General features: G+C 34.5%; 10 protein-coding genes and 1 pseudogene. 7 read left to right on the forward strand and 4 right to left on the reverse strand.

The features are described 5' to 3' along the window. Nucleotides 1–2: 2 nt before the first annotated feature. Nucleotides 3–2,252: an ATP-binding cassette domain-containing protein gene (locus tag CLORY_RS09480; protein ID WP_079423628.1), complete on the reverse strand. Its 2,250-nt coding sequence runs from the start codon at nt 2,250–2,252 to the stop codon at nt 3–5. Between the two features lie 2 nt (nt 2,253–2,254). Next, nucleotides 2,255–2,692: a MarR family winged helix-turn-helix transcriptional regulator gene (locus CLORY_RS09485; RefSeq protein WP_079423629.1), complete on the reverse strand. Its 438-nt coding sequence runs from the start codon at nt 2,690–2,692 to the stop codon at nt 2,255–2,257. 511 nt (nt 2,693–3,203) lie between these two features. On the opposite strand from CLORY_RS09485, the gene CLORY_RS09490 reads away from it, so the two are divergent. From CLORY_RS09490 to CLORY_RS09515, 6 genes and pseudogenes are all read left to right on the forward strand, one after another. Further along, entirely contained in the window at nt 3,204–4,679 is a 1,476-nt protein-coding gene (locus tag CLORY_RS09490) for an aldehyde dehydrogenase family protein (protein ID WP_079423631.1), read from the forward strand. Nucleotides 4,680–4,794: 115 nt separating this feature from the next. Beyond that, nucleotides 4,795–5,889, forward strand: a complete 1,095-nt coding sequence (locus tag CLORY_RS09495) for an ABC transporter ATP-binding protein (RefSeq protein ID WP_079423632.1) — start codon at nt 4,795–4,797, stop codon at nt 5,887–5,889. Continuing rightward, nucleotides 5,886–6,779, forward strand: a complete 894-nt coding sequence (locus tag CLORY_RS09500) for an ABC transporter permease (protein WP_079423634.1) — start codon at nt 5,886–5,888, stop codon at nt 6,777–6,779. The genes CLORY_RS09495 and CLORY_RS09500 overlap by 4 nt, the downstream gene beginning before the upstream one ends. Continuing rightward, nucleotides 6,779–7,576, forward strand: a pseudogene (locus CLORY_RS09505) (ABC transporter permease); the annotation flags it as partial. The gene CLORY_RS09500 and the pseudogene CLORY_RS09505, both read left to right, overlap by 1 nt. Nucleotides 7,577–7,643: 67 nt before the next feature. Beyond that, nucleotides 7,644–9,068 carry a putrescine aminotransferase gene (locus CLORY_RS09510; protein ID WP_079423638.1) on the forward strand — a complete coding sequence of 475 codons (1,425 nt, stop codon included), beginning with the start codon at nt 7,644–7,646 and terminating at the stop codon, nt 9,066–9,068. 26 nt (nt 9,069–9,094) lie between these two features. Then, entirely contained in the window at nt 9,095–10,171 is a 1,077-nt protein-coding gene (locus tag CLORY_RS09515; RefSeq protein ID WP_207652189.1) for a polyamine ABC transporter substrate-binding protein, read from the forward strand. Nucleotides 10,172–10,217: 46 nt separating this feature from the next. On the opposite strand, the gene CLORY_RS09520 is transcribed toward CLORY_RS09515, so the two are convergent. Together CLORY_RS09520 and CLORY_RS09525 are read right to left on the reverse strand one after the other, a co-directional pair. After that, nucleotides 10,218–11,201 carry an ATP-binding protein gene (locus CLORY_RS09520; protein WP_079423640.1) on the reverse strand — a complete coding sequence of 328 codons (984 nt, stop codon included), beginning with the start codon at nt 11,199–11,201 and terminating at the stop codon, nt 10,218–10,220. Then, complete coding sequence (locus CLORY_RS09525; RefSeq protein ID WP_079423642.1) at nt 11,201–12,178, reverse strand: DnaD domain protein; 978 nt, start codon at nt 12,176–12,178, stop codon at nt 11,201–11,203. The genes CLORY_RS09520 and CLORY_RS09525 overlap by 1 nt, the downstream gene beginning before the upstream one ends. A gap of 514 nt (nt 12,179–12,692) precedes the next feature. Here CLORY_RS09525 and CLORY_RS09530 point away from each other — a divergent pair. Further along, nucleotides 12,693–13,217 carry a M23 family metallopeptidase gene (locus CLORY_RS09530; RefSeq protein ID WP_079423644.1) on the forward strand — a complete coding sequence of 175 codons (525 nt, stop codon included), beginning with the start codon at nt 12,693–12,695 and terminating at the stop codon, nt 13,215–13,217. Nucleotides 13,218–13,306 lie beyond the last annotated feature (89 nt).

The following is a 13,306-nucleotide window of genomic DNA, read 5'->3' on the forward strand; positions in this document are numbered from 1 at the left end:
TTTTACGATAGGTATTCTAATAATCTTTTTCCAGTGAAAGATGAAGAACACTTTGTGATGCCATTAGGATATCCCATGTATACAAGCTCTCCACCATTAAACCCGCCTAAGGGACCTAAATCAATGATCCAATCAGCCTGGCACATTATACTTAAATTATGTTCTAGTATAATAACTGTTTTTCCTTTACTAATTAATTTACTAAATAGTTGTATTAATTTTTTTATATCCGATTCGTGTAATCCTGTGCTTGGTTCATCTAATATGTAAATTTTACCAGTATTATTTAAAAGAGTTACAGCAATTTTTAATCTTTGAAGTTCTCCGCCTGACATAGTATCAAGAGATTGCCCGAGTTTAATGTAACCCAGGTTTACTTCAGAAATTGTGTGTAATATCTTTTTTAGATCCATATCGGCGAAGACTTCTAAAGCTTCATCAATTGAGAGATTAAGAATATCAATTATTGTGTATCCACCATACTTATAATTTGATATTTCCTGTTTGTATCGTTTTCCTTCACATAATTCGCAATTTTCTTCCACATCATCCATAAAAGCCAAATCCATTTTTATTATACCTTTACCTTTGCACAAAGGGCAGGCGCCTTCTCCGGCAAAGCTAAATAATGAAGGTGACTTACCGTTTGCTTTACCAAAAATAGTTCTAATTCTGTCAAAGAACCCCATATAGGTTGCTAATATTGAGCGTGAAGAGGTATAAATTTTTTTTTGATCTAAGAGGATACTATCTGGATACTTATTACGGAAAAGACGTGTAATTAGTGTACTTTTTCCAGAACCTGCTACTCCAGTTACAACGGTTAGGGCATTTTTAGGTATTTTTATTGATATATTCTTTAAATTAAACATTTTTGCATTATTAAGTTCATAGAAATCATAAAATTTCTTGTTTACTGTAGTTATATTATGCTTTTTAGACAAGGCTGCACCAGTAGCTGTATCACTATTTAGCAGCTGCGAATATGTTCCTTGAAAAGTGAGCTTTCCGCCGTTAGCTCCTGCTCCTGGACCCATATCAATAATATGATCAGCTATCTTTATAACATCAGGATCATGCTCAACGATTATTACTGTATTTCCTTTTTCTTTAAGCCCCTTGAATATTTTGTTAATACCGATAATATCATGAGGATGTAATCCAATACTGGGTTCATCAAATATATAGAGAACGTCACTTAGACTGCTGTTTAAATGTTTTGACATTTTAATACGCTGAGATTCTCCGCCAGATAAAGTATTAGTTGTACGATTTAGTGTAAGATAATCTAGTCCAACTTCTTCTAATGTACTCAAACGTTTAAGAATATCATCAATAACTGTCTGGATTTTTGATTCGTGGATTGCTTGGAGAAAAGATTTTAATTCACCTATTGGCATGTTTGCACAATCACCAATTGATTTTTCATTGATTTTGCAGGATAGAATAGTATCGTTAAGACGTTTTCCATTACAATGAGGACAAATTTGCTCATCAACAAGTTTATCAAGCTCTTTTTTATATTGTTTTTGATCTTTTTCTAAAAAGGAGCTCCTAATTCTTGGGATAAGCCCAATATACTTTGCTGTCTTATGCCAATTGCTTGTAGGATTATCAGGAGTTTTTTCCTCTTCATAAAGCAGTGTATTAAGTTCTAAATCTGAATAGTTTTTAATTGGTTTTTCAATATCAAAATAACCAGACTCTGTATAGCGGCTTAATCGCCATCCTCCTGGTTGAAAGGTAGGAAATTGAATAGCACCATTATTTAAACTTTTATCAAAGTCTATTAGTTTATGAATATCAATATCCTTAATTACTCCTAAACCTTGGCAATGAGGACACATACCATTTGTATTGTTGAAAGAAAAGTTCATTGAGTAGCCAACAAAAGGGGCTCCTATCCTAGAAAAGAGAAGGCGTAATAATGTATAGATGTCAGTGGCTGTACCAACAGTTGATCGTGCATTCCCACCTATTTTCTTTTGGTCTATGATGATAGATACGGGAAGGTTATTTATTTTTTCAACATTAGGCCTGCCATAGTGAGGTAACAATTGTTGAAGGTAAGAAGAATATGTATCATTTAACATTCTTTGAGATTCAGCAGCTAATGTATCGAAAATCAGTGAAGATTTTCCCGAACCTGATAAACCAGTAATTATAGTGATTTTCTTTTTAGGGATATTTACTGATACATCTTTAAGATTATTTTCATTTGCATGGAGGATTTCAATCATTTCTTTTGCCATATTTAGCGCCTTCTTTCTTCAAAAGCTCTGCTTACTTTAAGGCATAGTTCTGTAAATAGTTCTTGCTCATCTAAAGTTAAAGCAGATGATGCTATTTCAGCTAAATGCTCATGCCCCGTTTGTATTTCTTTTAAAAATTTGAAACCTTTATCCGTCAATTCTGTCCAAAGCTCTCTTGCATCAGAGTCGCTTTTTTCCTGTTTTATATAGCCTATAGTCTTAAGAAATTTTAATCCCTTAGATATTTTAGAACGCGAAACACCTAAGTTATTGCTTAATTCTCCAGGGCGGCTTCCATTTGTATGATATAAGGATTCTAATATATCATACTGAAACCAGGAAATGTTTTCCGTATTTATCTTATTTCTTTCAGCTACGAGTTCACATTGAAGTCTTGATATTCCTTCTTCAAATTTAGAATTATATAACTGCGTATTCATATAGCATGTATCTCCTTAATTTAATAAAAAAATAGTTTCTTTTCGGAAACTATTTTAACACCTTAGTAAAATAATTGCAATATGGAAACTATTTTTTAAAATAAAAACTGATATAAAAGACAATAGAAAAATGAATTTAAGGGCTGGATTAATTACGACTTTTAAGTACAACTTTTGTTAAACAGAATATAAAAAATGCAATATATTCAAACAATCACTTATATGATTGCCAAAATGGCAATTAAAATAATAAAGTTTAATATTATTTGAAAATGCAAACGTTTAAAGAATAAAAGTCACAATTGTCTGAAAAATTGCTTGCTTGTTTCTCTGATGGAAGGCAGTAGATATAAAATAAGTATAAGAAAAGTCAGTAAGTTTTACTGATTTCATTAAGGAAGGTGTTAATCATGAACAGGGCAGCCGGAGGGAAAGCATCATAAGTGCATATATGCATAATTTCAAAGATCCCATTAAGTTTTAATAATAAAGGATTATTGAGGTGAAATTTATGAGTAAAACTTTAAAGATGTATATAGATGGAAAATGGGTGGATGCTATGGGCGGCGGAAAGAGAAATATAATAAATCCTGCTACAGGAGAGATTATAGCTGTCACAGCAGACGGTAACAAGGAGGATGTAGTGGCAGCAGTTGCAGCTGCTAAACGAGCTTTCTATGAAGATGGCTGGATGGACACTCCTGCAGTTGAAAGAGCAAAGTATTTATTTAAGGCAGCAGACATATTGGAATCAAGAGTTGAAGAACTAGCGAAGCTTGAAACGTTAAACAATGGGAAACCGCTTAGAGAATCCACTTATGATATATATGATGCAGCAGCCTGCTTTAGATATTATGCAGGAATTGCTACAAAACCTCATGGAGAAACTTTTGAAGTACCAGATGGAGCACATACTATTGTAATCAGGGAGCCTATAGGAGTATGTGGAATGATTATACCATGGAATTATCCACTGCTAATGTCAGCTTGGAAGCTTGGTCCGGCACTTGCAGCGGGTAATACGGCGGTATTTAAACCCTCAGAAGTAACACCTCTTACAGCAATCAAATTATTTGAAATATTTGAGGAAGCTGGATTACCGAAAGGTGTTGCTAATCTTGTAATGGGGGATGGACCTAAGGTTGGAGCAGAGATCGCTTCCAACATGGAGATAGACAAAGTTGCCTTCACAGGTGGAACAAAGACAGGGCGGAGCATTATGACAGCTGCTACAGGTAATATTAAGAAGATATCTTTGGAGCTTGGCGGGAAGTCACCTAATATCGTATTTGAGGATGCAGATTTTGAGACAGCAGTGGATTATGCGTTATATGGAATATTCTGCAATCAGGGTCAGGTTTGTTCAGCAGGATCAAGGCTGATTCTACAGGAAAGCATTTATGATAAATTTATAGAAAGACTTGTGGAGAGAGCTAAAAGAATAAAAGTAGGAAATGGATTAGACAATGGTATTGAGATGGGACCGCTAATAACGGAAGCTCATATGAAGAAGGTGTTAAATTATATTGAGATCGGAAAGAAGGAAGGGGCTAAACTAGTCTGCGGAGGAAATAGAATTGAAAATGGTAACTTGAAGAATGGATATTTTGTAGAACCAACAATATTCATAGATACAACTCCTGATATGACTATAGTCCAGGAGGAGATATTTGGGCCAGTATTGGCAGTTCAGAAATTCAAAGATGAAGCTGAAGCAATAAAGCTTGCCAATGATACGATATATGGATTGGCCGGTGCTGTGTTCACTAATGATGGTGCAAAAGCACATAGAGTGATTAGAAAACTAAGAGCAGGAATAACCTGGATAAATGCGTATCATCCAACTTATAATGAGGCACCTTGGGGCGGATACAAACAAAGTGGAATAGGAAGAGAATTAGGTACCTTCGGTTACGAGGAATACACAGAAGTTAAGCAGATAAGTGAGTATTTGAATGTTGAACCTGTAGGATGGTTTGCAGAATAATGCTTGTAGGGTTATAAAAACTACACAGGATACGTTGATATATGTGTTTTCGGGAAAGGATGTTATTAATGTTTAATCAAAGAAGAATATTAAAGAAAGGGTGCGATTGTGTAAAATGGCAGAGAATATGGTCGAGCTTGTAAATGTAGTGAAGAAGTTCCAAGAGAATAGTGCTGCTGTTGATAATATTAATCTTACAGTAAAACAAGGAGAATTTTTGACTTTACTGGGCCCCAGCGGATGTGGCAAAACAACTACACTTAGGATGATAGCCGGTTTTGAAGAGCCTACAGATGGCAGAATCATGCTGGATAGTATGGATGTCTCAGCAAAGCAGCCGTATGAGCGGGATATAAATACTGTATTTCAGAATTATGCCCTTTTTCCCCATATGAATATCTATGAAAACATAGCTTTTGGATTAAGGATTAAGAAAGTTAAAGCTAGTGAGATAGAAGATCGTGTAAATGAAGCTCTAAGATTAGTAAGACTTGAAGGTTACGGAAAGAGAATGCCTTCTCAACTCAGCGGCGGTCAGAAACAAAGGGTTGCTATTGCAAGAGCTATAGTGAATAACCCCAAGGTACTGCTTTTGGATGAGCCTTTAGGAGCCTTGGATTTGAAGCTTAGAAAGGAAATGCAATTTGAGCTTAAGCACCTTCAGCAGAAGCTGGGAATAACCTTCATATATGTAACCCATGATCAGGAAGAAGCACTTGTAATGTCTGACAGAATAGTTGTTATGAATAAAGGTAAGATAGAGCAGGTAGGACTTCCGGGTGAAATCTATGAAAGACCCAAAACTAAGTTTGTAGCAGATTTCATTGGAGAAACAAATATTTTTTCGGCAGAAATCGAAGAGGTAGAGGAAGATATGGCTGTTGTGAAACTGGAAAACGGTGACTGCATCCACGTAGAAGATGCTGACATTTCTGACAGTGCATTTAAAACAGGAGACAGCGTATTCGTTACAATAAGGCCTGAAAAAATGAAATTGGCCTATGAGATCAGAGAAGGAAAAAACAAGCTGAGAGGAAGAGTAAAGGAAAGAATATATGTGGGTTCTGTTAATAAGACGGTTATCACATTAGACAATGGAAGAGAAGTGATTGTAAACGAACCTTCAGACAGCACATTTGCTTTGAAAGATTCCAATGATGAGGTTTATATAACTTGGGATTATGAGCAAGGGGTGGTGTTAACTGCATGATGGAGACCACACTAAGGAAAGAAACTACCAACGTAAAAAAGAGAGAAAGTGGCCATTTATGGACCCTAGGCCCTGTAGTAATATGGCTTGTAGCTTTTATGGTTATCCCCATAATAATCGTTATTGTCATGAGCTTTCTAACAAGGGGAGCATATGGAAATGTAGAAATGAAATTTACCATGGAAAATTATGTGAAGATATTTAAGCCGGTATATATGAAGGTGTTAGGAAATTCGCTGCTATTATCTTTAGCAACTACACTTTTATGCCTGATTTTTGGATATCCATTTGCATATTACATTGCAAGATCACCAAAAAAGTATAGAGGTATCTTATTCTTACTGATAATGATTCCATTCTGGACTAACTCTCTTATAAGAACTTATGCATGGATAATACTTCTTAGAACATCAGGTATAATAAACAGCTATTTAATATTTTTTCATATAATAAAGAAGCCTATACAGATGCTATATACAAATGGTGCTGTACTGTTAGGACTCACTTATACATTGTTTCCGTTTATGGTACTTCCATTATATTCATCCATAGAAGGCTTAGATAAGAGCTATCTTGAAGCAGCCAGTGATCTTGGAGCATCACCCTGGAAGACCTTCTTAAAGGTTACATTGCCACTGACTAAACCTGGTATAGTAGCTGGCTCCATGTTAGTGTTTATACCAACCTTAGGTTTGTTCTTCATACCAGATTTAATGGGCGGAAGCAAAATAATGTTTATAAGTAACTTCATTAAAAATCAATTTTTAACTGCAAGAGACTGGCCTTTTGGCTCAGCTGTATCCATTGTAGTTATAGCATTAACTTTTATCATAATCGCTCTATATTTTAAGCTTAGCGGTGATGATGGAGATGGAATAGAGGTGCTGTAATGAAAAACAGAAAACTGAGTAAAAGTATATTTTCAATATATACTATTGTAATATTTTTGATTTTATACCTTCCTGTAATAGTGCTGATTGTATTTTCCTTCAACAATTCAAAGCTTAATGCTGTATGGCATGGTTTTACCTTTAAATGGTACGGTGGATTGTTTCATGACGGAGATACGCTAAAAGCAGCTGGAAATAGCGTGCTTATTGCTCTGATCAGTACTATAGTATCTACGATTATAGGAACTCTAGCAGCAATAGGTATGTATAGATATAAATTTAAAGGCAAGACAGTACTGGATGGTCTTTTGTATGTACCTGTAATAATACCTGAAATAGTAATGGGAATATCGCTACTAATGTTTTTCTCACAGATGCAGAGGATTACTAAAATACCAATGGGCTTAGCAACGCTTATATTAGCTCATATAACCTTTAGCATTTCATATGTGGTAGTTGTAGTAAGATCAAGATTAAAGTCCTTTGATCCAGCACTGGAAGAAGCAGCAATGGATCTTGGCGCAGATCAGCTTACAACGTTAAAAAAAATAACTTTACCAGTTATAATGCCAGGTATAGTAGCAGGAGCATTAATGTCATTAACTTTGTCGCTGGACGATGTAATAATAAGTTTCTTTGTATCAGGTTCAGGAGTAACTACATTACCATTAAAGATATTTTCCATGGTTAGATTTGGCGTTACGCCAGAAATTAATGCACTTTCTACCGCTATGCTTATAATAACTGTTTCAATCGCACTAATGTCAGAGATGATGACTAGAAAGATGAGTAAGAATAATTAATTGGGAAAAATGTATCAAATTATATTAATAACTAGAGGTAAAATTTGAAAGGAGAGATAGGATGATTGAGGACAAGTGTTTAACTCAGGATCTTAAAAAAGAATTGAAAGAGAAAGTTGAAAGTAGAAATTATAAGGAAGCATTAAAATACAGTAAAAAGATGCTTGAATATATTGAAAAGGACGATTTGACTCATGAAGAGGCAGAGTGGCTTGGCAGGGATACTGTATCTAATTTTAGGGATTATGTAAACCCAGGCTTTGTTGAATATAGAAAATGCGTAACGGAAGGTGGACAATTTGCTGCTGTAGAGTGGAAGGACAGTGGGTTAAATACCTTTAAGGATGCTTCAGGAAAGGAATATATAGATTGTCTTGGAGGTTTTGGAATATTTAATGTAGGTCACAGCAACCCGAAAGTAAAAAAAGCCGTTAAAGATCAATTAAAAAGACAAGCTCTTCATACACAGGATCTTCTAGATCCACTAAGAGGAGTTTTAGCTAAACTTTTGAGCGATATTACACCAGGGAAACTTCAGTATTCATTTATTGGAAACAGCGGTACCGAAGCTGTTGAAGCAGGCTTGAAACTTGCCAAAATATATGGACAGGAAAAAGGAAAATTTACAATAATAGCAGCAGTAGGCGGCTTTCATGGAAAAAGCATGGGTTCCTTATCTGCTACAGCAAAAGATATATTTAGAAAACCATTTATGCCATTGGTGTCAGGTTACAGACATGTACCATATGGTGATGCAGATTGCCTTTATAAGACAGTAAAAAGCTGTGAAATGGTAGGAGAAGGAGTGGCAGCAGTAATACTTGAACCTATACAAGGTGAAGGCGGAATAATAATGCCTCCTGCAGGATATTTCAAGAGAGTAAGAGAGATATGTGATGAGTTTGGAGCTTTACTAATAGCTGATGAAGTTCAAACAGGTATGGGAAGAACAGGTAAGATGTTTTGTATGGAGCACTATGGAGTGGAACCGGATATAATGTGTCTTGCTAAGGCACTAGGCGGCGGAATAATGCCTATAGGAGCTGTAATAGCAAAAAAGGAAATTTTCTCAAAGTTCTTCCCAAATCCATTTATTCATACTACTACGTTCGGTGGAAATCCACTATCTTGTGCAGCTGCTATAGCAACGATTAATGTGCTTCTCGAAGAAAAACTGCCGGAGAGGGCTGCGGAGATAGGAGATTATTTCCTTAAAAATTTGAAAAAGGTATGTTATAAATATGATAATTTAGTCGAGGAAGTTAGAGGTATAGGTTTGATGCTTGGTATTGAGTTTTACAGCAATGAAATTGGTTATGAGGTTTCGAAAGAGCTTTTTGCTGGAGGAATATTAGTTGCCGGTACATTGATAAACGCAAAAACCATAAGGATTGAACCACCTCTTACTATAGAAAAGGGTCAGTGTGATACTGTTGTAGAGGTATTGGACAAGGCTCTTGCAGAAGTAAGCAGCAAATTTAAGTGATTTTATAAATAAGGGAGATGATATCGTTGAAATCTAGAAAAGCCATGGCATTCATGTTTTGTGGTATCCTTGCAATTTCTATATTTTCGGGCTGCTCTAGGAGTAAAGCTTCGTCAAAAGAGGGTGTACTAGTTAAAGACGGTAATGAACTAAATGTGTTTAACTGGTCCGAATATTTACCTGATAAAGTATGGAAAGATTTTGGTAAAAAGTATGGTATTAAGGTTAAGTACACCACATATTCTTCAAATGAAGAGATGCTGGCAAAGATAATGGCTGGCGGAGGTCAATTTGATGTTTCGGTGGCATCTGACTATATGGTAGATGCTATGAAGAAACAGAACCTGGTAGAGCCGATTGATTACAAAAACATTCCTAACTACAAAAATATAGGGAAGCAGTTTAAAGGCTTATCATTCGATAAAGAAAATAAATACACCGTTCCGTATATGTGGGGAGCAGCAGTTGTAGCTGTGAATTCAAAGAAAATAAATAAACAGGTTACAACCTATGCTGATTTGTGGGACAGCGCATTTAAGAACTCCATGGTAGTTTTAGATGATGAAAGAGCTCTTATTGGCATTTGCCTTAAGAAACTTGGATATTCTTTTAATGAAACTGATCCAGCGAAGCTTAAGCAGGCAAAGGAGGAATTCCTTAAGCTTAAACCTAATATAAAGATGTACGATAGTGATAGTCCAAAGACCGCACTCGTAAATGGCGAAGCTGCCGCGGGATATGTGTGGTCTGCGGAAGCGGTGCTTGCACAAAAAGAAAATCCGGATTTAAAAATATACTTTCCAGAGGAAGGCTTGTATTTGTGGCAGGATAACTTTATAATTCCGAAGGATGCAAAAAATAAAAAGAATGCAGAGCTTTTTATGAACTACATTTTGGATCCAAAGGTAAGCGCCTCAATAAGCAAAGAATTTCCATATGCTAATCCGAATGAAGCAGCACATAAGTATATAGACAAAGATACTATCAATAATAAATCCCTATATCTTGATCAGAGTATAATAGACAAGGGAGAGCATCTAAAGGATTTAGGCGATGCAATAAAATCGTATGATGATATTTGGACAGAAGTAAAGAGCGAATAATAAAAATGATTCAGCCTGTTGAGACTGAATCATTTTTATTTAATAATTATGGCTTTATAGAGTGCATATTTTTGGTAACACGTATGTCATCACCATAGAACTTGCATAAGCTGAAATTACCGAAAAGTCTTGATGTAATTCGCTCAGAATAAATGGATAACAATTCCTTTAATGAATAATTCGTTGATACCAAAATCTTGGATTTTTTTAACAGCCTTTTATTTAGTATATTAAATAGTTCGGTCTTGGAGAATTCGCTTATCTGTTCAGTACCAAGATCATCTATTATAAGTAAATCGCAGCTTACCAGAAGATCCTGTATAGCATCGTTATTTTCAAAACGGATGGATCTTAGATTTTGCATAAGCTCTTCGGCAGTTCGATAGACAACAAAAAAGCCTTTGTCAAGCAGATCCTTTGCTATACAGTGTGATAAAAATGTCTTCCCAGTGCCAGAACTTCCATAGAAGAGCAGATTCTCGCTGCTGGAAGAAAAGTTTTTTATGAAGTTAATAGATTTTGACACTATCTTCTCCATATTTCTTCTTGGGCTTTCCGGTTCTTCGCCAGCTCTGCGTGTTGAATAAAATTCAATATTAAAATTATCAAAGTTATTATCCATAAGCATTTCACTAAGTTCTGAATTCTTATAATATAGTTTTACAAGCTTCTGTCTGTAGCAGCTGCACTTACTTGAACCTATATAGCCAGTGTCTTTGCAGGCAGGACATTTATATCGCAGATTCAAATAGTCTTGAGTGTAGCCATTAGCTACTAGAAGCTCACTTTTCTTTACACGCATATCAGTGATTTTATTTCTAAGCTGTTTTAAAAGTTCATCTCTGTTTTCAACTTGTTTCATAGAACTTATAGCGAGTTCCAGGCAAAGTTTTCTTATATTATTATCAATTGCAATCACTTCTGGAACTTTCTGCTGAATCTCTTCTTTTCTTTTTTCCAGAGCTGTTTTTTCATCATTGCGTATATTTTCATATATACGCATAATACTTTCATGATAACTGTTTATCATTACTTATCCCACCCTAAAAGTCTTTTTTCTAAAGAATCAAAATCATAGTCACGCTGTTGAAAATTGTTGAAATTGTCCTGCTTATTTTTATTGTTTTTAGAAAAGTTCTTCTTATAATTGAAACTTTTATCCTTAGTTTCAATATCTTGAATAGTTTTAAGTCCATCTTTATTCCAGCTTGATAAAATAGCATCTATATACTTAAAATCCGCCCTGCTCAGCCTGTTGAAACATATATCACAAGCTTTCATAATTATCTCTACCTGAAAGTTAAAAGTATTTACCCATTTATTTAGCATATCTTCTTGAGGTTTCATTATTTCCCCATCTTTGATACCAAGGTAATTTAATATTTTCTTATATTTAACCCACTTATCTTCATGTTTCTTTATAAAGGATTGAGCTTCTTCTACAGAGGTTATATTAGCATCGTGCCATGCAATAGCTACCTTTTCGATATACCTATAATCATTTTTACCTTTTGAAGAACAATACTCGATAATAAGAAGAATTATTTCAGGAGAGAAATTAAAGTCCTTCTGCCAACCTATATAAGTAGAAATTTCTTTTGGCCCAAGAGGTCTCCCTACTAGCTTTTCTATTTCATGCAGCATATCCTTTATGCTGGAATTGTTAAGTTCTTCTAAAAGATTTAATTCAGATGAATCTTTTGAATTGATCTCAGAGATTTCAAGAATTTCTATACTATAATTTCCCAGCTTATCTATAGGCACAAAATTAAGAATCCCTTCTTCATTCCAGTAATTTAATGCATTCATAACATCAGATTCAAGAAGATGGAGCATAGAAGCTAACATTGTTGAATTAATACCAGCTTCTCCATTTAGAGCTAGTTTTAAAATCATCAAATATACTTTTACAAATTCTCCTCGGGCTTTAGGCATAAATTTTTCTATAAATAAATTATTTATCAGAGTGTATTGTGCGGCAGACTTTTTAAACATAAATGTACTCATACCCAACAACCCTTTCTTTGTTTTAATTATAAATAAATTGCGAACTAAATGCGCTAGACGGAATAGTTTAGAGAAAATGCATTAAATAGGTGTGAGAGTAAAGAGTAAAGAGAAAAGAGTAAAGTGAAGGTTAAAATTCAGCTGGGCTGAATTTTGATTGTATAGAGACTCTTAATTATTTAGATAATTTTTTTGTAATACTAGGTATAGTCTTAGTTTTCAGAAAGTTATTTGCCGGTAATCAGATTTAAATTCTCAGAAATTCTGCACAGCAGAATTTCTTCCTTCACTTTTCTCTCTACTCTTTACTCTTTTCTCTTACCTATTTAAAGCATACTCTAACTGCTAAATATTATCTTCATTTAATTCACTTTCTTGGTTCGCAATATATTTAAATTATAACAAAGTGGAGCTATTAACTCAATTAATTATCTTACAGGAATATTTTATGAATAAAAAGATAAGTTTTGTGGAAATATAATTGAGTCGTTGAAAAATGGAAGGAGCAATATAAATGGTAAAATATATACATAATAGGAATAAAGTATGCATAATGCTTATTATATCTATATTGACTTTTGCTTTTATTAACGAATCGAATTGTATTACTGCATATGCATTACAAGATGCAAAAAATAGAGCTAACTATATGTATAGTAATAAACATAAAAAATCTATGAAGGTTCCATCAAGAGGAGCTATAAGTTCTTATTATGGAAAGAGATGGGGTAAATTTCATAAAGGTATAGATATTGCAGCTAAAATGGGAAATCCTATATATGCAGCAATGGATGGAAAGGTTGTGTATTCTGGATGGATAAATGGATATGGAAATACAGTGCAACTGCAGCATAATAAAGAGCTTATAACTCTATATGGTCACTGCAGTAAGCTGTGTGTAAAGAAGGGAGACAATGTTAAAAGAGGAGACACAATCGCTAGAGTTGGAAACACAGGAAGAAGTACAGGACCACATGTCCATTTCGAAGTCAGAATAAACGGAAAAGCGGTTAATCCATATAGATATATATATAAATAGTTAAAAAGGTTAAAAATCATAAGTTAGTTAGAACCTACACTGACTGATAATCAAGAATTAAGAATGATAAATGAGAGATTAAATTTAAG

The organism is Clostridium oryzae, from assembly GCF_002029235.1.
Classification (GTDB): Bacteria; Bacillota; Clostridia; order Clostridiales; family Clostridiaceae; genus Clostridium_AE; species Clostridium_AE oryzae.

What these genes read in the sequence shown, in the direction of transcription:
- CLORY_RS09480 (WP_079423628.1), bottom strand. Translation starts at nt 2,252, where the DNA reads ATGGCAAAAGAAATGATTGAAATCCTCCATGCAAATGAAAATAATCTT.
- CLORY_RS09485 (WP_079423629.1), bottom strand. Translation starts at nt 2,692, where the DNA reads ATGAATACGCAGTTATATAATTCTAAATTTGAAGAAGGAATATCAAGA.
- CLORY_RS09490 (WP_079423631.1), top strand. Translation starts at nt 3,204, where the DNA reads ATGAGTAAAACTTTAAAGATGTATATAGATGGAAAATGGGTGGATGCT.
- CLORY_RS09495 (WP_079423632.1), top strand. Translation starts at nt 4,795, where the DNA reads ATGGCAGAGAATATGGTCGAGCTTGTAAATGTAGTGAAGAAGTTCCAA.
- CLORY_RS09500 (WP_079423634.1), top strand. Translation starts at nt 5,886, where the DNA reads ATGATGGAGACCACACTAAGGAAAGAAACTACCAACGTAAAAAAGAGA.
- CLORY_RS09510 (WP_079423638.1), top strand. Translation starts at nt 7,644, where the DNA reads ATGATTGAGGACAAGTGTTTAACTCAGGATCTTAAAAAAGAATTGAAA.
- CLORY_RS09520 (WP_079423640.1), bottom strand. Translation starts at nt 11,201, where the DNA reads ATGATAAACAGTTATCATGAAAGTATTATGCGTATATATGAAAATATA.
- CLORY_RS09525 (WP_079423642.1), bottom strand. Translation starts at nt 12,178, where the DNA reads ATGAGTACATTTATGTTTAAAAAGTCTGCCGCACAATACACTCTGATA.
- CLORY_RS09530 (WP_079423644.1), top strand. Translation starts at nt 12,693, where the DNA reads ATGGTAAAATATATACATAATAGGAATAAAGTATGCATAATGCTTATT.